Annotated in this window: 17 protein-coding genes; 15 read left to right on the forward strand and 2 right to left on the reverse strand. The window is 59.0% G+C overall.

The genetic code is table 11. From position 1 onward, the window contains the following. Positions 1-68: 68 nt before the first annotated feature. Positions 69-1247 (reverse strand): polysaccharide deacetylase family protein, encoded by a 1179-nt coding sequence (locus BLR20_RS10170; protein ID WP_054993107.1) that lies wholly within the window; start codon positions 1245-1247, stop codon positions 69-71. Positions 1248-1449: 202 nt separating this feature from the next. Between BLR20_RS10170 and yaaA the strand changes: the two genes are divergently transcribed. The 15 genes from yaaA to BLR20_RS10245 all read left to right on the forward strand — a co-directional run bounded on the left by yaaA (position 1450) and on the right by BLR20_RS10245 (position 20908). Next, the gene (yaaA, locus tag BLR20_RS10175) at positions 1450-2229 is read left to right on the forward strand and encodes a peroxide stress protein YaaA (RefSeq protein WP_010435453.1); all 780 of its coding nucleotides are present in this window, start codon (positions 1450-1452) and stop codon (positions 2227-2229) included. A gap of 815 nt (positions 2230-3044) precedes the next feature. Beyond that, a complete protein-coding gene (locus BLR20_RS10180) occupies positions 3045-4361 on the forward strand; it encodes a nucleotide sugar dehydrogenase (protein WP_054993108.1) in 1317 nt (438 codons plus the stop codon). A gap of 100 nt (positions 4362-4461) precedes the next feature. Continuing rightward, positions 4462-5943, forward strand: coding sequence for a mannuronan synthase (gene alg8 / locus BLR20_RS10185; protein ID WP_002552255.1), 1482 nt, complete (start codon positions 4462-4464; stop codon positions 5941-5943). Between the two features lie 40 nt (positions 5944-5983). Continuing rightward, positions 5984-7156 carry an alginate biosynthesis protein Alg44 gene (locus BLR20_RS10190; protein WP_054993109.1) on the forward strand — a complete coding sequence of 391 codons (1173 nt, stop codon included), beginning with the start codon at positions 5984-5986 and terminating at the stop codon, positions 7154-7156. Between the two features lie 2 nt (positions 7157-7158). Continuing rightward, entirely contained in the window at positions 7159-8571 is a 1413-nt protein-coding gene (algK, locus tag BLR20_RS10195; protein WP_054993110.1) for an alginate biosynthesis TPR repeat lipoprotein AlgK, read from the forward strand. Further along, the gene (locus BLR20_RS10200; RefSeq protein ID WP_010435466.1) at positions 8568-10052 is read left to right on the forward strand and encodes an alginate export family protein; all 1485 of its coding nucleotides are present in this window, start codon (positions 8568-8570) and stop codon (positions 10050-10052) included. The genes algK and BLR20_RS10200 overlap by 4 nt, the downstream gene beginning before the upstream one ends. A gap of 26 nt (positions 10053-10078) precedes the next feature. Further along, the gene (gene algG / locus BLR20_RS10205; protein ID WP_010435469.1) at positions 10079-11689 is read left to right on the forward strand and encodes a mannuronan 5-epimerase AlgG; all 1611 of its coding nucleotides are present in this window, start codon (positions 10079-10081) and stop codon (positions 11687-11689) included. A gap of 14 nt (positions 11690-11703) precedes the next feature. Next, positions 11704-13143 carry an alginate O-acetyltransferase AlgX-related protein gene (locus BLR20_RS10210; protein WP_010435472.1) on the forward strand — a complete coding sequence of 480 codons (1440 nt, stop codon included), beginning with the start codon at positions 11704-11706 and terminating at the stop codon, positions 13141-13143. A gap of 8 nt (positions 13144-13151) precedes the next feature. Next, positions 13152-14288: a mannuronate-specific alginate lyase gene (locus tag BLR20_RS10215; protein ID WP_074594628.1), complete on the forward strand. Its 1137-nt coding sequence runs from the start codon at positions 13152-13154 to the stop codon at positions 14286-14288. A 166-nt stretch (positions 14289-14454) separates the two neighbouring features. After that, positions 14455-16011 (forward strand): MBOAT family O-acyltransferase, encoded by a 1557-nt coding sequence (locus tag BLR20_RS10220; protein WP_010435476.1) that lies wholly within the window; start codon positions 14455-14457, stop codon positions 16009-16011. Between the two features lie 10 nt (positions 16012-16021). Continuing rightward, positions 16022-17197 (forward strand): alginate O-acetyltransferase, encoded by a 1176-nt coding sequence (locus BLR20_RS10225; protein WP_010435479.1) that lies wholly within the window; start codon positions 16022-16024, stop codon positions 17195-17197. Between the two features lie 12 nt (positions 17198-17209). After that, positions 17210-17878 (forward strand): alginate O-acetyltransferase AlgF, encoded by a 669-nt coding sequence (locus BLR20_RS10230; RefSeq protein ID WP_003316943.1) that lies wholly within the window; start codon positions 17210-17212, stop codon positions 17876-17878. A gap of 118 nt (positions 17879-17996) precedes the next feature. Beyond that, positions 17997-19448, forward strand: a complete 1452-nt coding sequence (locus tag BLR20_RS10235) for a mannose-1-phosphate guanylyltransferase/mannose-6-phosphate isomerase (protein WP_010435481.1) — start codon at positions 17997-17999, stop codon at positions 19446-19448. Between the two features lie 159 nt (positions 19449-19607). Continuing rightward, positions 19608-20072 (forward strand): hypothetical protein, encoded by a 465-nt coding sequence (locus BLR20_RS10240; RefSeq protein WP_010435483.1) that lies wholly within the window; start codon positions 19608-19610, stop codon positions 20070-20072. Between the two features lie 17 nt (positions 20073-20089). Next, on the forward strand, positions 20090-20908 hold the full coding sequence (locus BLR20_RS10245; protein WP_054993170.1) for an SDR family oxidoreductase: 819 nt from the start codon (positions 20090-20092) through the stop codon (positions 20906-20908). A gap of 71 nt (positions 20909-20979) precedes the next feature. Here BLR20_RS10245 and BLR20_RS10250 read toward each other — a convergent pair whose 3' ends face one another. Further along, entirely contained in the window at positions 20980-21843 is an 864-nt protein-coding gene (locus BLR20_RS10250; protein WP_054993169.1) for an efflux RND transporter periplasmic adaptor subunit, read from the reverse strand. Between the last annotated feature and the right edge of the window lie 7 nt (positions 21844-21850).

Consider the following 21850-nt stretch of genomic DNA (forward strand, 5'->3'; position numbering starts at 1 on the left):
ACGAATAGGGCTTGGCGGACGTACCCGGCGCGTTTAAAGTCGGAAGTCCGCCCACGCCGAATCTGCCTTCACTCCCCTTCCGGCGCAGCCTCTTCACTGCTCTGCGGCCCTTGTTCCACGGGCGCTTCAGAGATATTCCGGCAATCTTCCCAGATCAACTCGCTTTGCGCGGTATTGGCCAGCAGCAATGGCAGCGCTGACTGCGCCTTGTTGGCCACGTCGTGGAATACCACCGTCCCTTTGCGCCAGAGCAGCATGAGGGTCAGTACACGATCGCCCACCTGCTCCGCAGAAAGCCGTCCGGTGTCGTCTTCGGCGTCGATATTCCACAATGACACGCGCAGATGCTCGGCGCGGAAGAAGTCGCCGCTGTCGGCACGTCGATGGCCATAAGGAGGGCGAAACAGCGGCACGAAGTTGTCCGGCAACACCTGCTGAACCAGTGCCGCGCTACGTCGCACCGAGTCCTGCCAGTCCAGCCACTGGCTGTGCGAGCGGTACTCCCAGCCCTGAATGCCCACACATTGCTGGCGATACAACGCCTGCAGGCCTGCGACCGATGTGCTGTCGAGGCGCTCCTGAAGGCTTTTGCCCAGCACGAAGAAGGTGGCGGTCATCTTCTGCTGGCGCATGAAGTCGGCCAGCCAGTCGGTGCCACCGTCGGCCGGGCTCGGGCCACTTTCGAAGTTGAGCATGAAGGTGCGATCCGGCATCTCGTCGCCGCTCATCTCATCGGAGTTGTAACGCTCGATCTCGCTGCTGGTCTGCGGAAACAAGGCGGCCATGAACAACAGCTCGTTCAGATAACGCTGGTGGAATGCGGCGCCGGGTCTGGCCCAGTTGGCGTAGAACGAATCGTTCGATACCTGATATTCCTCGGCGCGCTGTCGCAACTGGTCCATGTCCTCGACCAGCACACAGAAATTGGCGTCCTGCTCGCAGCTCTTTTGCGCGTTCTGGTAGTTCTCCAGCAAGCGCAGCCACAACCGATGACGAACCACGTTCAACGACGGCACGTTGACGAAACGCAGGCCGAGGCGCTGCTTGAGGCCCTCCTCGTCCAGCTTTTCGCTCAGGTACAGTTCGTGGGCAAAGGCAAGGATCTCCGCACGCGACGCGACGTCGAACAACTCCGGCGTCTCGAGCCGCTCCGGCCAGACACTGCGGTCAATGGTGGCAATGACCGGCGCAGCCGCCTGCGCCTGAAGCCAGAACAGACCTGCACACACTGCTAAAACGATACGCAAACCCGATGTCCTCTCGATCAACCATTAACGTCATGACCAGCGCGCCACTATAGCTGATATGCGCCTGGCTTCTTATGTCGGCGCGCATACAAAGCCGCACGCCCTGCCGCCATTACCATCGGAGCGACCTCTATCGCCACCATAGCTGGAGTCGCAGGCTATCAGCCCCTAGAATCCACGGACGATAAAAGGAGACGACTTCATGCTGATGGTGATTTCCCCGGCAAAAACCCTCGATTTCGAGACACCGCCCACTACCGGCCGCTTCACTCAGCCGCAGTTTCTGGATCATTCCCGGGAGTTGATCGACCAGCTTCGTGAACTGACGCCGGCGCAGATCAGCGAACTGATGCACCTGTCCGACAAGCTGGCCGGACTGAACGCGGCACGTTTTGGCAGCTGGAGCCCGGACTTCACCCTCGACAACGCCAAGCAGGCACTGCTGGCCTTCAAGGGTGATGTCTACACTGGCCTGGAAGCGGAAACACTGAGCGAAGCGCAGCTCGACTACGCGCAGGGACACTTGCGCATGCTGTCAGGCCTTTACGGCCTGCTGCGTCCACTGGACCTGATGCAGCCTTATCGGCTGGAAATGGGTACACGACTGGCCAACGCTCGTGGCAAGGACCTTTACGCTTTCTGGGGCACGCGGATCAGCGAGTGGCTGAATGAAGCGCTGGCCGATCAGGGCGACGACCTGCTGCTCAACCTTGCCTCGACCGAATACTTCTCAGCCGTCAAGCGTTCGTCGCTCAAGGCTCGGATCATCGATACCGAGTTCAAGGACTTCAAGAACGGGCAGTACAAGATCATCAGCTTCTATGCGAAAAAAGCCCGCGGCATGATGAGCCGCTTCGTTATAGAAGAGCGCATCAACCGCCCTGAGGCATTGCAGGCGTTCGATGTACAGGGCTACCGTTACAACCGCGAACAGTCAACCCTCGACAAGTTGGTATTTTTGCGCAATATCGCAGAAGACTAGATACTGTAACCGTCGTGTAACCGCGCGCTGTTACACGACCTGTCCTACGATCCAACACCGAATGCCAACTTCATGACGCCAGACAAACGTCAAGTTTTCGACTGCTAATTCGAGTGCGATTTTTTCTTAAAAAAAAATCCACTTTTTTAAGTAGTGGCGTTTCAGTATTTTGCAGTAGTGGCACTCTTACCCCCACGCCTCTACACCCCTCGTAATTCGAGGCTTTTAAGAAAAAAGCCATCATCTCGATACCTCCCCCGTGACAAAACGGATACATCAAAATCTGCAAATCAGGACGAGTGGCCAGGAACTAAATGCGAATTCGTACGCTCCTACATCCCGTAACAATTCTGGGCTGACGTGTAAGAGATCACTTACAGGTCGCCTTGAAGAACGGGAAGTTACCGACAGGGAAGCCGGGCCCACGTGGCCCTGGCGTCAGGTACCAGAATTAAACTCACATCACTAGTTGATGTTGTAGACAGGCGAAGCGCCGACCCGGTGTGATGCGCAGGATTCGAACAGGACGGCCATGGCTAGCGCCATAGGCATTCTTACCGAGGTCCGCCGTCAATCGTCAAACAAGGAGTGGTTTACTGCATCCAAGGAGAGCAGGGCCCTGACCGAACGGACAGGTTACTTGCCGCTTGCACTTAGTGTCATTTGAGTTCGCCTCACTTGTTTTGGGCACTCACTCATTAAATATGCCTGCGTTAGTTCCACGGCGTTGTTAGCCGTGAGGGATGGCGCGTGACATCTGCTGGCCAAAATTAATATCCAGCCAATTTATGGCGTGAAAAATCGAGGAGAATACGATGCGTATCAGCATATTTGGTTTGGGTTATGTCGGTGCAGTCTGTGCCGGTTGCCTGTCTGCCCGCGGTCACGAAGTAGTTGGTGTGGATATTTCCAGCACCAAGATCGACCTGATCAATAGCGGCAAATCACCTATCGTTGAACCGGGTCTGGAAGAGTTGCTGCAGAAAGGTATCAGTACCGGAAAACTGCGCGGCACTACAGACTTCGCCGAAGCCATTCGCGCCACCGATCTGTCGATGATCTGCGTCGGTACGCCGAGCAAGAAGAACGGCGATCTGGAACTCGATTACATTGAATCGGTGTGCCGCGAAATCGGTTATGTCCTGCGTGACAAAGACACCCGTCACACTATCGTGGTTCGCAGTACTGTATTGCCAGGCACTGTTGCCAACGTCGTCATCCCGATCCTGGAAGACTGCTCCGGCAAGAAAGCCGGCGTTGACTTCGGCGTGGCCGTGAACCCTGAGTTCCTGCGTGAAAGCACCGCGATCAAGGATTACGACCTGCCGCCAATGACCGTGATCGGCGAGTTCGACAAAGCGTCGGGCGACGTTCTGCAATCGCTGTACGAAGAACTCGATGCACCGATCATCCGCAAGGACATCGCCGTTGCCGAAATGATCAAGTACACCTGCAACGTGTGGCACGCCACCAAGGTTACTTTCGCCAACGAAATCGGCAACATTGCCAAGGCCGTCGGCGTCGATGGCCGTGAAGTGATGGACGTGGTCTGCCAGGACAAGGCGCTGAACCTGTCCCAGTACTACATGCGCCCTGGCTTCGCATTCGGCGGTTCCTGCCTGCCGAAAGACGTTCGCGCCCTGACCTACCGTGCCAGCAGCCTGGACGTTGAAGCCCCCCTGCTCAACTCGCTGATGCGCAGCAACACCTCGCAAGTGCAGAACGCTTTCGACATGGTCGCCAGCTACGACACCCGCAAGGTTGCACTGCTGGGTCTGAGCTTCAAGGCCGGCACTGACGATCTGCGTGAAAGCCCGCTGGTAGAGCTGGCTGAAATGCTGATCGGCAAGGGTTTCGACCTGAGTATCTTCGACAGCAACGTTGAATATGCACGCGTTCACGGTGCCAACAAGGACTACATCGAATCCAAGATTCCGCACGTTTCCTCGCTGCTGAACTCGGACTTCGACCAAGTCATCAATGACTCCGACGTCATCATCCTCGGCAACCGCGACGAGCGTTTCCGCGCCCTCGCCAACAAGACCCCTGAAGGCAAGCGCGTCATCGATCTGGTGGGCTTCATGGCCAACGCCACAAGCGAAGACGGTCGTGCCGAAGGTATCTGCTGGTAAATCAGCCGCAAGCCACAAGCGCCAGGCTCCAGGCCACAGGCTCAAGCAATGTGCTTGCAGCCTGGGGCTTGAGGCTCGCAACTGACTTAGGGATACGATTATGCAGAGGCTCAAGCACGGCCTTTTACAGGCCGCCGGTTGGCTGTTCTATTTAAGTTTACTCATGGGCCTTGCCGCGGCATTGCCTACCAGTATCTTCGACTCGCAGTCGAAGAACTTTATATTCCTGATTGGCGCCGTTGGTATCTGGCGCTACTCGATGGGGATCACGCACTTCGTGCGCGGGATGATCTTCCTGTACATCGTTTACCCGCACTTGCGCCGCAAGGTTCGCAAGCTGGGCAGCGCAGCAGACCCATCCCACGTGTTTCTGATGGTCACCAGCTTCCGTATCGACGCGCTGACCACCGCTCAGGTGTACAACTCGGTTATCCGCGAAGCCATCGACTGCGGCCTGCCGACGACTATCGTCTGCTCGCTGGTGGAAATGTCCGATGAGCTGCTGGTCAAGAGCATGTGGGCGAAGTTCAACCCGCCTGAGCGCGTCAAGCTGGACTTCGTACGCATTCCGGGCACCGGCAAGCGCGACGGTCTGGCCTATGGCTTCCGTGCCATCTCGCGGCACTTGCCCGACAGCCGTGCCGTGGTTGCGGTGATCGACGGCGACACCGTGCTCAACGAAGGTGTGGTCGCCAAGACCGTGCCGTGGTTCCAGCTGTTCGACAACGTCGGCGGCCTGACCACCAACGAGTTCTGTGAAGTACGTGGCGGCTACATCATGAGCGAGTGGCACAAGCTGCGTTTCGCTCAGCGCCACATCAACATGTGCTCGATGGCCCTGTCCAAACGCGTGTTGACCATGACCGGTCGCATGTCGGTGTTCCGCGCAACCGTGGTAACCGACCCCGAGTTCATTGCCGACGTGGAAAGCGACTCGCTCAATCACTGGCGTCTGGGCACCTTCCGCTTCCTGACCGGCGACGACAAGTCCAGCTGGTTCAGCCTGATGCGCCTGGGTTACGACACGTTCTACGTGCCGGATGCGGCAATCAACACCGTGGAACACCCGCCCGAGAAGAGCTTCCTGAAAGCCAGCCGCAAGCTGATGTATCGCTGGTACGGCAACAACCTGCGTCAGAACTCGCGTGCACTGGGTCTGGGCGTACGTCGCCTGGGGATCTTCACCAGCATCGTACTGTTCGACCAGCGCGTGTCGATGTGGACGTCCATCCTCGGCCTGACCGTTGCCCTGATCGCCAGCTTCAAGTATGGCGGTGCGTTCCTGCTGATGTATCTGCTGTGGATCGGCATGACCCGCCTGATCCTCACTCTGCTGCTGTCCCTGTCGGGACACAGGATCGGGCCTGCCTACCCGATCATTCTCTATTACAACCAGATCGTCGGCGCGCTGATGAAGATCTATGTCTTCTTCCGCCTGGACCGCCAGTCCTGGACACGCCAGGACACCAAACTAAGCCGCGACATGGCCAGCTTTCAGGGCTGGTTCAACACGTGGTCGTCCCGAACCATGACTTTCTCGGCTGGCACCATCTTCGTCGCTGTGCTGTTGACGATGGTTTGACCGGGCCAACGGATTAATCGCTTAAGTAGGAAAAATAGCCATGAATACAGCCGTGAATGCGAACGTCGTACATGAATCCGAAGCCCAGCGCCAACACGCGCGGATCAAGATCCCTGCCAAGCTGCGCCTGCTGAATGATCAGCCCAACGCGCCGCTGGTGCGTGTCGAAGACCTGTCCGCCGGTGGCCTGAGCTTCGTTGCTCCGTCCGGGCAGAAATTCAGCGAAGGTCAGATCGTCAAAGGGCGCCTGCAATTCATCATCGACAACCTTGGCCTGGCCATGGACGTCGATCTGCAAGTGCGCTCGATAGACAACACCAGCAACCGCATCGGTTGCCAGTTCCAGAACCTGGAACCTCAGGACATCGCTACCCTGCGCCACCTGATCACCTCGCACCTGTCCGGCGAAGTCGTCACCCTGGGCGAAGTGCTGGCCACGCTGCAGCGCGACAACTTCACCAAGGCACGCAAGGTCAAGGGCAAAGACAGCGGCATGAGCGCCTTCGGTCGCCTGCGCGCCGTGACGTTCAGCCTGGGTGTTTTCATTGTCGGTCTGGCCGCTTTCGGCTTCATCTTCAAGACCATCTACGGCCTGTACTTCGTCAGCCATGCATCGGCCGGCCTGGTCACCATTCCAAGCATGGACGTGACCATGCCGCGTGAAGGCACCGTGCAAAGCTTGGTCGCCCCGAATGGCGAAGCCGCCAAAGGCGCACCACTGGCGTCCTTCAACACCAGCATGCTGGAAATGCTCAAAGGCAGCCTGACCGGTGAAGACCTGCAGCCAGCCAAGATCGAAGAGCTGTATGGCAAGCAGATGAGCGGCACCATGACCAGCCCGTGCGATTGCGTCGTGGCTCGCCAACTGGTTGCCGACGGTCAGTTCGCGTCCAAGGGTCAGGTAATCTTCCAACTGGTACCACGCAACGCGCCGGCCACTGTTGAAGCACGCTTCACCTATCGCCAGTTCAACGACGTGAAGCCAGGCACACGTGTCAGCTTCCAGATCGCTGGCGAAGACAAACTGCGCACCGGCCAGATCATCAGCAGCACCAACCTGAGCGACGCCGACCTGTCCACCGACATCCGCGTGCAGATCAAGCCAGACGAAAGCCTGAGCAGCTCGCTTGCCGGTCGCCCTGTCGAAGTAGTCAGCGATCGCGGCCCGTCCGTGAACTGGCTGATCGATAAAGCAATGGCTGCGGGTCTGTAACCATGAACAGCCCACTACGACGCCTGTCGACCCCCACGCTATTGAGCCTCGCCGTCGCGCTCGGCCTCAGCGGCTGTGCCGGCCTGCCTGATCAACGTCTTGCCAATGAAGCCCTGAAAAACGGCGACACTGCATTGGCGGAGCAGAACTATCGGCAGCTGGCGGACCTGGGCTATAGCGACGCGCAAGTCGGCCTGGCTGATATTCAGGTCGCGACTCGCGACCCGGCTCAGCTCAAGCAGGCCGAGGCGACCTACCGCGCTGCCGCACAGACCTCCCCCCGGGCGCAGTCGCGCCTGGGTCGTCTGCTGGCTGCCAAGCCCGACGCTACCGAAGCCGAACATCGCGAAGCCGAGGGCCTGCTGAAAAAGGCCTTCGCCAATGGCGAGTCCGGCACGCTGATCCCGCTGGCGATGCTTTATCTGCAATACCCGCACACCTTCCCTGAAGTGAATGCGCAGCAGAAGATCAGTGAGTGGCGCGCCGCCGGTTATCCGGAAGCAGGTCTGGCTCAAGTGCTGCTGTATCGCACTCAAGGCACTTATGCTCAACACCTCGACGAGGTCGAGAGCATCTGCAAACAGGCACTGTCGGCTACCGATATCTGCTACGTCGAACTGGCCACTGTCTACCAGACACGCGGCCAGGCAGAGCAACGCACGGCTTTGATCGAAAAGCTCAAGAGCGAATACGCCGCTGGCCGCGTCAATGCACAACGAGTGGACAGCGTAGCGCGCGTACTGGGTGACTCCACCATCGGTACACCGGACGAAAAGACCGCTCAGCAACTGCTGGAAAGTGTCGCGCCGGGCTACCCGGTCTCGTGGGTCACGCTGGCCAAACTGCTTTACGACTTCCCCGAACTGGGCGACGTCAACAAGATGATGGAATACCTGAACAATGGCCGCGCGGCAGACCAGCCTCGCGCCGAGCTGCTGCTTGGGCGCCTGTACTACGAAGGCAAATGGGTCACGCCCGATGCCTTCAAGGCCGAGGAGCACCTGAAGAAAGCCACCGCCACGGAAATCTCTGCCCATTACTACCTGGGGCAGATCTACCGTCGTGGCTACCTGGGCCAGGTCTACTCGCAAAAAGCCGTGGACGAGCTGCTGACCGCCGCCCGTGGTGGCCAGAACAGCGCCGACTTCGCCCTCGCGCAACTGTTCTCGCAGGGCAAGGGCACCATGCCCGACCCGGTCAACGCCTGGGTGTTCGCACAACTGGCACTGGCCAGTCAGACCCCGCAAGCGACCGAGCTTGCCGAGGCCCTCAACACACAACTGCCGCCTGAAAAGCTCGCCACCGCCAAAGACCTGTTGGCACGCGAGCAAAAAGTCCGGGGCGCTACCGCCAATCAGAACGCGATGGCATTGCAAGCCCTGCAAGAAGAAAAAGACGGTGAGGAAGCATTATGAAGTTGAATCCCCTGATGGCCGCCGGCATGGGCCTTGGCTTCACCCTGTTGTGGGCCTGCCCGACGCTGGCAGCGCTGACCGAACAACCGCAAAATTTCGGTATCGAAATCAAAGCCACGGCGCAGGCCGAGGATGATCGCGATCTGGGCACCCGTTCGGGCGGCGACGTCAACGGTGTGGGCCTGGACCTGCGTCCCTGGGTCTATGGCGAGCGCGGCGACTGGAGCGGTTACGCGATGGGCCAAGTGGTCACTGCCACCGACATCATCCAGACCGACCCGCTGGAGCAGAGCAACAGCGACGGCAGCGGCACGCAGACGTCGCGCGGCACTGCGAGCGAGCGCGAAACCGACAAGACCTACGCGGCACTGCGTGAGTTCTGGATCGGCTACAGCGGTTTCACGCCCTACCCTGGCGAGATCCTGAAAGTCGGTCGTCAGCGTCTGCGCAACGACGACGGTCAATGGCACGACACCAACATCGAGGCCATCAACTGGTCGTTCGATACCACACTGTTGCGCGCTGAACTGGGTGCTGCCCAGCGTTTCAGCGAATACCGCACTGACCTGACCGAGCTGGCACCTGACGACGAAGATCGCAAGCACCTGTTCGGCTCGGTCAGTTATCAGTGGACACCGGGCAACTGGGCCGGCATTCGCGCTCACCACAGCGCTGACGACGGCAAGCTCAAGTCCCAGGGCCAGGTGCTGGATGATCTGGACAAGACCTCCAATGGCGATCTGACCTGGGTCGGCCTGCAGGCTGACAGCGATGCCTACAACTATCGCAGCAACACCAATCAGCTCAACTACTGGGGCAGCCTGACCTGGCTCAACGGAACACGCGACGAAATCGGCGTGACCTCCGCTCCCAACGACCAGTTCATCGCCGGCGAAAAGAATAGCCGTGACATGAATGGCTGGGCCACCGACCTGGGTCTTCGCCTGCGTCTGGATCCGCAATGGCAAGTCGGCGCCGCCTACTCGCGCGCCAGCAAGGACTATGTCCAGAACGGTCTGGAAAGTAACCGCTCCAACTGGACCGGCACACGCTCACGCATCCATCGCTTCGGTGAAGCCTTCCAGGGCGAAATGGCCAACGTGGAAACCGGTTCGCTGTTCGCCTCCTGGCAGATGAACGAGGAATACGACGCGTCGCTGATCTACCACAAGTTCCGTCGCGTGGACGGCAACACCGGTATCGGCGGCTCGGGCATCAACGCGGTGAACGACAACCAGGACGGTACGTTCAGCTCGCTGCCACTGGAAGACGGAAGCAAGGACCTGGGTCAGGAAATGGACCTGGTCGTGACCAAGTACTTCAAGCAAGGGCTGCTGCCAGCCTCGCTGAGCCAGTCGTTCGATGAACCTTCGGCACTGGTGCGTCTGCGCGCAGGTGTCTTCAAGCCAGGCGACGCGTATCAGAACAACGTGGACAGCTACATGCACCGCGCTGTTGTCGACGTCATCTGGCGCTTCTGATGCGAACCGCCAAAGGAGTGCCAGAGATGAACAGTCATACAAGCAACGGGCGTAGCCGGCACTGGCCGCACGCCCTGCTCGAAAGCGCATTGCTGACCAGCGCCCTGCTGATGGTCAGCGGTGTGGCGCTGGCCAACGCGCCTGTCGTACCCGACGCACAGAAGGCAGTGGTCAAGGAGTTGCACCAGGCCAAGACCTACACCATCACCAGCCCGCCGACCGCGCCGCTGGAAATGGCCAAGCCGGTGTTGCCCGACCTCAAGGGCTACACCGCAGAAGCCGCCTTGAAAAAGATCGTGCGCAACAAGCCGGGCAAGGTCACTGTTTCGCGGATGATGGAAGAAACCGGCCTGAAGGAATTCATCGGCGGTGACAACAAGATGGCCGAGTGGGTCAACCGCCAGCGCGGTATCCCGCAGGCCATCATGATTTCCGACGGCTACGTGAACCTGCAGGACCTGGCCAAAAAGGTGCCCAAGCAGTTCCTCAACGAGGTCTCGCCAGGTGTCTACGTGGCGCGCCTGCCGATTCTGGTAAAGGAAACCGGCACCTTCGAGATCGACAGCAAGACCAAGGAATTGCGTCTGTCTCAGGAAAAAGGCTCGTTCATCGTCAGTGAAGGCAAGATGCTGATCACTCACACTCAGGTCAACGCCTGGAGTGAAACCCGCAACAGCCTGGCGACCTATCGCAAGCCTGACGAGTTTCGCCCTTTCCTGCTGACCTGGGGTGGCTCGGAAACCTGGATCGCCAACACCAAGATGGCGAGCCTGGGCTATGACCAGAGCAAGTCCTACGGCATCAGTATTTCCCAGTACACGCCCAACACCGCGAAGGTGCTCAAGCGTCCCGAACCGACGGGCTGGATCATCGATTCAGAGTTCTCGGACATGTGGTACGGCTTCTACTGCTATGAAACCCGCGACTTCGTGGTCAAGGGCAACACTTACCGCGACAACATCATTTACGGCATTGACCCGCACGACCGTTCGCACGGTCTGATCATCGCCGAAAACGACGTTTACGGGACCAAGAAGAAGCACGGGATCATCATTTCCCGGGAAGTGGACAACAGCTTCATCTTCCGCAACAAGAGCCATAACAACAAATTGTCCGGCGTGGTTCTGGACCGTAACAGCGTCGGCAACATCGTCGCCTACAACGAGATCTACCAGAACCACACCGACGGCATCACCCTGTACGAAAGCGGCAACAACCTGCTGTGGGGCAATCGCGTGATCGCCAACCGCCGCCACGGTATCCGCGTGCGTAACAGTGTGAACATCAAGCTGTACGAGAACGTCGCCATGGGCAACGGCCTGATGGGCGTTTACGGCCACATCAAGGACTTGAGCGACACCGACCGCGACATCGAGCTCGACCCGTTCGACGCTCAGGTATCGCTGATCATGGTCGGCGGCGAACTGTCCAGCAATGGCTCCGGCCCGCTGTCCATCGATTCGCCACTGAGTGTCGAGCTGTATCGCGTCTCGATGCTGATGCCTACCAAAGAAGTCGGCATCAGCCTCAACGGCGTCCTCGGTGAGCGCCAGGACGAAATCCTCGACCTGCTGGTACGCCAGAAAAAAGCCGTATTGATCGACCCCGTCGAAAGCCAGACCGAGCTGCGGGAATGAGGAAGGGTATTGTTATGCACGCACATCTGATCAAGCTGTTGAGCCTGTCCAGCCTCACCGCCGCCTTGATGGCCGCCGCCGGTGTCGCTCGGGCAGACGACGCGCAAGCGCCGACGTTCAAGGCCGAGCCTTGCTGCTCGCTGTGCCCGGCCGCACATGATGCGAAAAACTACACCACACGCTATCAGCAGAACTTCACCACGCTGGTCCAGGCTCAGGGCGACTGGCTGTTCCGGACACAGGAAGACCTGCGCACCGAGTTCGACACCACACCTGCCGGCTACCGCCGCATGAAAGAACTGCACGATGCGTTCAAGAGCAAAGGCGTCGAACTGGTCGTGGTTTATCAGCCAACCCGTGGCCTGGTGGATCGCAACAAGCTGTTCCCGGCCGAACGCGACAAGTTCGACTACGACAAGGCGCTGAAAAACTATCAGGCCATGCTCGGCCGCTTCAGCAAGATGGGCTACTGGGTCCCTGACCTGTCGCCGTTGACCAACGAGCAACAGGCGCATGACTTCTACTTCCGCGGTGACCAGCACTGGACGCCTTATGGCGCGCAGCGTACGGCGAAGATCGTTGCTGAAACCGTGAAGAAAGTTCCGGGTTACAGCGACATTCCAAAGCGTGAGTTCGAAAGCCATATTTCCGGACGCATGGGCAAGACGGGCACTTTGCACAATATGGCGGGTCAATTGTGCGGCACCAGCTACGCGATCCAGTACATGGACCAGTTCACCACCGAGCCCAAGGGTGAGGCAGGCGACGGCGACCTGTTCGGCGATTCCGGTAACCCGGAAATCACCCTGGTCGGTACCAGCCACAGCGGCAAGAACTACAACTTCGCGGGCTTCCTGCAGGAGTACATGGGCGCTGACGTGTTGAACGTGGCGTTCCCTGGTGGCGGTCTGGAAGGTTCGATGCTGCAGTACCTGGGCAGTGAAGACTTCCAGAAGCGTCCGCCGAAAATTCTCATCTGGGAATTCTCGCCGCTGTATCGCTTGGATCAGGAGACCATCTATCGCCAGATGATGTCGCTGCTGGACAACGGCTGTGAAGGCAAGCCTGCCGTCATGAGCGCCAGCACCACACTCAAGCCGGGCACCAACGAAGTGTTGGTCAATGGCAAGAATGGCATCAAGGATATTCGCAACGGCAGCAATCAGATCGACATCAAGTTTGACGACACCTCGGTGAAAGTCCTTCAGGCCAGACTCTGGTACATGAACGGTCGCCATGAGGATCTGAAAATCGAGAAACCGGAAACGTCAGACACCGATGGACGCTTCGCCTTTGAATTGCGCGAGGACGAGGATTGGGCCAACCAGCAACTGCTGGCGCTGGAAATCCAGGGACCGGAAGCAGGCACGGCACCACAAAAAGTCGAAGCCAAAGTATGCAAACGCAACGTGTTCCCGAGCGCTGCGACACACACCGCTCAAGCCGGACTATGAGGTGACTTATGCAGACTCCTAAACTGATACGCCCTACCCTGCTGTCGATGGCAATCCTGTCATCGATGGGCTGGGCCACGGGCGCGTCCGCCGCACTGGTTCCACCCAAGGGCTATGACGCCCCGATCGAAAAAATGAAGACTGGCGATCACAACTTCAGCTGTGAAGCCATTCCGAAGCCCTACACCGACAAGCTGGTCTTTCGCAGCAAGTACGAGGGTTCGGACAAGGCACGCGCAACGCTCAATGCAGTATCCGAAGAAGCGTTCCGCGATGCGACCAAGGACATCACCACCCTTGAGCGTGGCGTCAGCAAAGTCGTGATGCAGTACATGCGCGACGGTCGTCCGGAACAACTTGATTGCGCGCTGAACATGATGACCACTTGGGCCAAGGCCGATGCGCTGGAGTCACGCGAGTTCAACCACACCGGTAAATCCATGCGCAAATGGGCACTGGGCAGCATGTCCTCCGCCTACCTGCGCCTGAAGTTCTCCGAGTCGCACCCGCTGGCCAATCGTCAGCAGGACGCAAAGATCATCGAAACCTGGTTCAGCAAGCTGGCCGATCAGGTGGTCAGTGACTGGAGCAATCTGCCGCTGGAAAAAATCAACAACCACTCGTACTGGGCCGCCTGGTCAGTGATGGCAACCGCTGTCGCCACCAATCGTCAGGACCTGTTCGACTGGGCCGTGAAGGAATACAAGGTCGCTGCCAATCAAGTTGACAAGGACGGTTTCCTGCCCAACGAGATGAAGCGCCGTCAGCGTGCACTGTCGTATCACAACTACGCATTGCCACCGCTCGCGATGATTGCCAGCTTCGCCCAGGCCAATGGCGTGGACCTGCGTCCGGAAAACAATGGCGCCTTGAAGCGTCTGGGTGACCGGGTTCTGGCCGGCGTCAAAGACCCTTCGATATTCGCTGAACACAACGGCGAGAAACAGGACATGACGGACCTGAAGAAAGATCCGAAATTCGCCTGGCTCGAACCGTACTGCTCGCTCTACAACTGCAGCCCGGATGTGCTGGAAGAGAAACACGAAAAGCAGCCATTCAAGACGTTCCGCCTGGGCGGTGACCTGACCAAGGTCTACGACCCGTCGCACGAGAAAGGCGACAAGGGCGACAACGTCAGCGAGTGATGCGCAGTTGATTTTTGTCGAAGCTGGCCAGGCGATGCATCCCTGAAAGCAGGGCTCGCCTGAACAGCTTCGCAAGCGCGCAGTGAAGTGATTTACCCCTCCTTTTTGACGGGGGGGTTTGGGGGGGCTTTGAGCCCTTGAATGTTGGACAAACGGAGAGATAAGGATGGTTTTCTCATCCAACGTGTTCCTGTTCCTGTTCATGCCGGTCTTTCTCGGCTTGTACTACCTGAGCGGGCAACGCTATCGCAATCTGCTGCTGCTGATTGCCAGCTATATCTTCTACGCCTGGTGGCGAGTGGACTTTCTGGCGCTGTTCATCGGCGTGACCGTCTGGAACTACTGGATCGGTCTCAAGGTAGGCGCAGCAGGTGTGCGGACCAAGCCGGCACAGAAATGGTTGCTGCTTGGTGTGATCGTGGACCTGTGTATTCTGGGCTACTTCAAATACGCCAACTTCGGCGTGGACAGCATCAACGCAGCCATGACCTCAATGGGTCTTGAACCGTTCATCCTGACTCACGTGCTGTTGCCGATCGGTATCTCGTTCTATGTCTTCGAGTCCATCAGCTACATCATCGACGTTTACCGCGGCGACACCCCGGCCACGCGCAACCTGATCGACTTCGCTGCATTCGTCGCGATCTTTCCGCACCTGATCGCCGGCCCTGTGCTGCGTTTCCGCGATCTGGCCGACCAGTTCAACAACCGTACACACACGCTGGACAAGTTCTCCGAAGGTGCCACGCGCTTCATGCAGGGCTTCATCAAGAAAGTGTTCATCGCCGACACCCTGGCCGTGGTCGCCGACCACTGCTTCGCCCTGCAGAATCCGACCACCGGCGATGCCTGGCTGGGTGCGCTGGCTTACACCGCACAGCTGTACTTCGACTTCTCCGGTTACAGCGACATGGCCATCGGTCTGGGTCTGATGATGGGTTTCCGCTTCATGGAAAACTTCAAACAGCCTTATATCAGCCAGTCGATCACCGAGTTCTGGCGTCGCTGGCACATCAGCCTGTCCACCTGGCTGCGTGACTATCTGTACATCACGCTGGGCGGTAACCGTGGCGGCAAATTCGCGACCTACCGCAACCTGTTCCTGACCATGCTGCTGGGTGGTCTGTGGCACGGTGCCAACGTCACCTACATCATCTGGGGCGCCTGGCACGGCATGTGGCTGGCGATCGAAAAAGCGGTCGGCATCAACACCAAACCCTACAGTTTCAACCCGATCCGCTGGGCACTTACCTTCCTTCTGGTAGTCATAGGATGGGTCATCTTCCGCGCTGAAAACCTGCACGTCGCCGGTCGTATGTACAGCGCAATGTTCAGCTTCGGCGAGTGGCAGCTGTCGGAACTCAACCGTGCCAGCCTGACCGGTCTGCAAGTCGCGACACTGGTAGTGGCTTATCTCACGCTGGCGTTCTTCGGCCTGCGCGACTTCTACCAGAACCGCGAAAAAGACACCGGCAAGAGCGCCAAGGCCGACGGTCCTGCGACCGCACAACCGGGCACCATCAAAGCGGTTCCTGGCGACGCGCCTGGCAGCCTGCACATGCCTGGCTACACCGTGGGCAGCGAAGCCCAGGTGCAACCTGCCTACTGGGTTGCCGACTGGCCACGTTACGCCATGCGCGCACTGATCCTGCTGCTGTTCGTGGCTTCGATTCTCAAACTTTCGGCGCAAAGCTTCTCGCCGTTCCTTTACTTCCAGTTCTGAGGAGCCTGACATGACACGTTCATTACGAATCCTCTACATCGCCCTCTTCCTGGCCATTCTGCTGGTCCTGGGCGTCTGGTCGCTGCGCAGCTTCAGCACTTTCTCGACTTCTGCCGAGACCACCGTGCTAAACGGCAAATGGACCAAGGCGGCGGAAACTCATTACGACGATGAGTTCCCGATCAAGCGCCTGGGCACCAACCTCTGGGCGGCGCTGGATTTCAAACTGTTCAACGAAGGTCGTCCGGGCGTCGTGCTCGGCAAGGACCAGTGGTTGTACACCGACGAAGAGTTTGATGCGGTTGCCAACGGCGAGCAGAACGAAGCCGACAACCTGGCGATCATTCAGGGTGTGCGTGACGCACTGGAAAAACAGGGCACCAAGCTGGTCCTGGCGATTGTTCCGGCGAAGACGCGCCTGTACCCGGAACACATCGGTAACACCAAGCCTGCCAGCCTGCACGCCGATCTGTATCAGCAGTTCCATGCTCAGGTGGCCAAGGCCGGGATCTTTGCCCCTGACCTGCTGGCGCCACTGCAAGCTGCCAAGCAACAGGGCCAGGTTTTCCTGCGCACCGACACCCACTGGACGCCAATGGGTGCCGAAGTCGCCGCGCAGCAACTGAGCGCCGCGATTGCCCAGAAAACGCCACTGGAAGGCGAACCTGAGCAGTTCGTCACACAAGCCAAGGGAACCGAAGCCTACAAAGGTGACCTGACTACATTCCTGCCGCTCGATCCGCTGTTCAGCAACATGCTGCCCAAGCCGGACGAATTGCAGAAACGCAGCACCGATCCGGTAGCAGGCGAAGCGGCAGGCGGTGACGCGCTGTTCGCAGACAGCGACATCCCGGTGGGTCTGGTGGGTACCAGCTACAGCGCCAACCCTAACTGGAACTTCGTCGGAGCCTTGAAAGAAGCGCTGCGCAGCGACGTCGTCAACTACGCCGAAGACGGCCATGGCCCGATCCTGCCGATGCTCAAGTACCTGCAGACCGATGCCTTCAAGAACACCCCGCCGCAAGTGGTGATCTGGGAATTCCCGGAGCGCTATCTGCCGGCACACAACGACCTTGGCGAGTTCGATCCGAAGTGGATCGCCGAGCTGAAGAAATCGCGTGACACCCAAGAAAACGTGGCACTCAACGCCAAACAATCCGAGTCGCCCAACCGGGCGCAAAACTGAGAGGACTGACTCATGACTTTTAACACTACTGCTAACCGTTCGGCCGCAAAACGCCTGTTCAAAACCTGCGCAATGGCCGCCGGTCTGGGCCTGATGTCCCTGCAAGCTTTCGCCGGTGACTCCGCCCTGTACGGCCCGACCGCACCAAAAGGCTCGACCTTCGTGCGTGTCTACAACGCCAGCAACGCCGAAATCAGCGCCACCGTTGGCAACACCAACCTCAACGAAGTGGCGCCACTGGGCAGCACTGCGTTCAGCTTCATGCCGCAGGGCGACTACACCGCCAAGCTGGGCAGCCAGAGCCTGCCGGTGAAACTGGCGGGTGATCACTACTACACCATCGTCAACAACGCCAGCGGCAAACCACAGCTGGTCGAAGAGCCACCGTTCAAGAACAAGCAGAAATCCCTGGTTCGTGTGCAAAACCTGAGCGACAAGTCCCTGACCCTGAAAACCGCTGATGGCAAGACCGACGTGGTCAAAGCTGTAGCGGCAAAAGGCACCGGTGAGCGTGAAATCAACCCGGTCAAGGTCAGCTTGGCGCTGTACGACGGCGACAAGAAAGTCACCGATGTGAAACCTGTGGCACTGGAGCGTGGCGAAGCCGCTGTGCTCTACATCACCGGCAGTGGCAGCAGCCTCTCGCCAGTGTGGGTCAAGCCACCGGTTGCTACCCGCTAAACGGATTATGCCGGTCGGTTCAGGGCATCAGCGCTGAACCGGCCCGCGCGGAACAAGAACAAGACAGAAACGACAGACACCTCGTACGGCCCTAATTGAATGCTTTTGGAGAAACAAAATGATTCCAGTTATCTTGTCAGGCGGTAGTGGTTCACGACTCTGGCCGCTTTCGCGTAAACAATTCCCTAAACAGTTCCTGGCATTGACCGGCGAGCACACCCTGTTCCAGCAAACGCTGGAGCGTCTGGTGTTCGAAGGCATGCAGGAACCTATCGTGGTCTGCAACAAGGACCACCGCTTCATCGTCAACGAACAACTCGGTGCGCTGAACCTGGAAACCCAGGCGATCCTCCTGGAACCGTTCGGCCGCAACACGGCGCCAGCCGTTGCACTGACCGCCATGAAGCTGGTCAACGAAGGCAATGACGGCCTGATGCTGGTGCTGCCGGCCGACCACGTCATCGAAGACCAGAAAGCCCTGCAACGCGCTTTGGCACTGGCCACCGTAGCCGCAGAACGTGGCGAAATGGTGCTGTTCGGCGTACCGGCCAACAAGCCTGAAACCGGCTACGGCTACATCAAGTCCACCGCCGATGCCCTGCTGCCGGAAGGCGTCAGCCGAGTGTCGCAGTTCGTCGAAAAACCTGACGAAAAACGCGCCAAAGAGTTCGTTGAAGCCGGTGGCTATTACTGGAACAGCGGCATGTTCCTGTTCCGCGCCAGCCGCTTCCTTGAAGAGCTGAAAAAGCACGACCCGGACATCTACGACACCTGCCTTTTGACCCTCGAGCGCAGCGTGCAGGACGGCGATGCTCTGGAAATCGACGCCTCGACCTTTGCCTGCTGCCCGGACAACTCCATCGACTACGCAGTCATGGAAAAAACCCAGCGCGCCTGCGTCGTACCGCTGTCGGCCGGCTGGAGCGATGTCGGCTGCTGGTCGTCGCTGTGGGAAGTCAACGCCAAGGACGCCAACGGTAACGTCACCAAGGGCGACGTCGTCATCCAGGACAGCCGCAACTGCATGATCCACGGCAACGGCAAGCTGGTGTCGGTAATCGGTCTGGACAACATCGTCGTCGTCGAAACCAAGGACGCGATGATGATTGCCCACAAGGACAAGGTCCAGGGCGTCAAGCAAATGGTCGCCACCCTGAACGAACAGGGCCGCACCGAGACCCAGAACCACCTCGAAGTGTACCGTCCGTGGGGCTCCTACGATTCGGTGGACATGGGCGGTCGTTTCCAGGTCAAGCGTATCTCTGTCAAGCCGGGCGCCTGCCTGTCGCTGCAGATGCACCACCACCGCGCCGAACACTGGATCGTGGTATCCGGTACTGCGCAGGTCACCTGTGACGAGAACGTGTTCCTGCTTACCGAAAATCAGTCCACCTACATCCCGATCGCCTCGGTCCATCGCCTGCGCAACCCAGGCAAGATCCCGTTGGAAATCATCGAAGTGCAATCGGGCAGCTACCTGGGCGAAGATGACATCGAGCGTTTCGAAGACATCTACGGTCGTTCGAACGCGATTGAAGCGGGTGTAAAGACCCAGACTATCGCTCGCTGATAGCGTTTCAAGCGGCAACAAGCGGCAAGTAAGACAACCCTCGGCAGCTCTTTACGTATGTTTATACGTGAAGAGTTGTCGGGGGTTTTTCATTTGCGCGACTTCCCCCTTACAGGTTCTGTAGGATGTCCTGCACTCACCCCGCTGGAGAATCGCCGCATGTTCATCGGCATCCTGTTAATCCTGACCTGGCTCATCCTTCTGCTCCGCTACCCGGCAAAGGCCTTGCCCGTTTCGCTGGCTGCGGCGGTCGGGCTCGGGGCGGTGGCGGCTATCGTCATCTGGCAGGACAGTCGGGAAACGCGCCAGCTTGAACGTCTGGATATCCGCCTGAATTACAACCCGCAAGGCTGCCCGGCAGATCGTCCGTTGCAGGTCAGCATCACCAACACCAATCAGGTCACCCTGCAGGAACTGCGTTGGCGGATTGCTGCCTATGCGCCCGGTGACTCGGTGAACCTGACCGACAACACCTACGCGTCCGCACGCTATCGCGGCCCAGGCGAACTTCAGGCAAAAGGCACGTGGCAGGATTGCGTGCCGGTACCGGCACTGCGCAGCGGGTACCGCCCACAAACCCTGGAATTTCGCGCAGAACATCTGCAAGGCAGTTTCTCGGACTGACCACAAGGATCGTAAACATGCCTATTGCTCTTATAACTGGCTGCTCCAGCGGAATAGGCCGCGCCCTGGCCGATGCATTCAAGGCCGCTGGCTATGAAGTCTGGGCCACTGCGCGCAAGGCCGACGATGTCGCGGCACTCAGTGCAGCGGGTTTCATCGCCGTGCAACTGGATGTCAACGACAGCCTGGCGCTGGAACAACTGGCCGCCGGTCTGGAACACAGCGGCCTGGATGTGTTGATCAATAACGCTGGCTATGGCGCTATGGGCCCCCTGCTCGACGGCGGTGTGCAGGCCTTGCAGCGGCAGTTCGAAACCAATGTGTTTTCCGTGGTGGGGGTGACCCGGGCGCTGTTTCCGGCACTGCGTCGCAACAAGGGTCTGGTGGTGAACATCGGCAGCGTATCCGGTGTGCTGGTCACGCCGTTTGCGGGTGCTTACTGCGCGTCCAAGGCGGCGGTGCATGCTCTCAGTGATGCGCTGCGTCTGGAGCTGGCGCCGTTCGGCGTTCAGGTAATGGAGGTACAGCCCGGCGCGATTGCGTCGAGTTTCGCGCAGAACGCCAGCCACGAAGCCGAGCAACTGATCAGCGAGCAATCGCCTTGGTGGCCGATCCGCGAGGGCATTCGTGCACGCGCGAGGGCTTCACTGGACAACCCTACCCCCGCCACGTCATTTGCTCGCGACCTGCTCAAAGCCGTGCAACACCCCCATCCGCCACGCCTGCTGCGCCTGGGCAACGGCTCACTTCTGCTGCCGCTGATGGCGTGGTTGCTGCCCAAGAGGCTGCTGGATATGGGCCTGAGAAAACGCTTTGGGCTGAACGCTGATCTGTAGCCGAGTCGTGTAACTATCGTGCCAATGCTCCGCGTTGGCATGCCGTTCTGGACGCTCTGCGTCCTCAAGCATCAGCCATCTACCGGCCTGACGATCACGACGGTGCAGGTCATCCCTGCTGCCAGCAACACGCCCTCTGGCACCTGATCCAGGTGAATGCGCACCGGCACGCGCTGAGCCAGACGCACCCAGTTGAAGGTCGGGTTGACGTCGGCGATCAGTTCGCGGCTTTGCGGGTTGTCGCGGTCGTAGATGCCTCGGGCTATGCTTTCGACATGGCCCTTGAGCACCTCGCCGCTCATCAGTTGCAGGTCCGCAGGATCGCCCACTTTCAGGTGCGGCAACTTGGTTTCCTCGAAGAAGCCGTAGACCCAGAACGAGTTCATGTCGACCACGGCCATCTTCGCTTCACCGATGCGCGCATAGTCGCCGCGATGGACATTGAGGTTGGTCACATAACCGTCCACCGCCGCCAGCACTCGTGTGCGTGACAGGTTCAGCTCCGCCGCCTCCAGTTGCGCCTGGGCCAACTGGTAATCGGCCAGGGCCGAGGTGGCAACGTTGCTCGCGTCGTCACGATTTTCCGCAGAGATGACCAGTTCATCCATGTCGGCACGCCGCCTGGCATTCAGTTTGCGCATCTCCCAGGTCGCCTTGCGCGAAGCCAGCAAGGCCTGCGCCTGCTTTACGGCGATACGGTAATGCTCCGGGTCGATCTGCATCAGCAGATCGCCACGTTTTACCCACTGGTTGTCATGCACCGGGACGTCGACCACGGTACCGGACACATCGGCGGCCACGTTGATGATATCGGCGCGTACCCGGCCATCGCGGGTCCACGGAGTATCCATGTAGTCGACCCACAGCGTACGACCGATCCAGAGCGCGATTGCCAGCACCAGCAAGGTGGCAAACAGACTGAAAAGCTTTTTCATCCAGAGA

It is taken from the genome of Pseudomonas congelans (assembly GCF_900103225.1).
Lineage (GTDB): Bacteria > Pseudomonadota > Gammaproteobacteria > Pseudomonadales > Pseudomonadaceae > Aquipseudomonas > Aquipseudomonas congelans.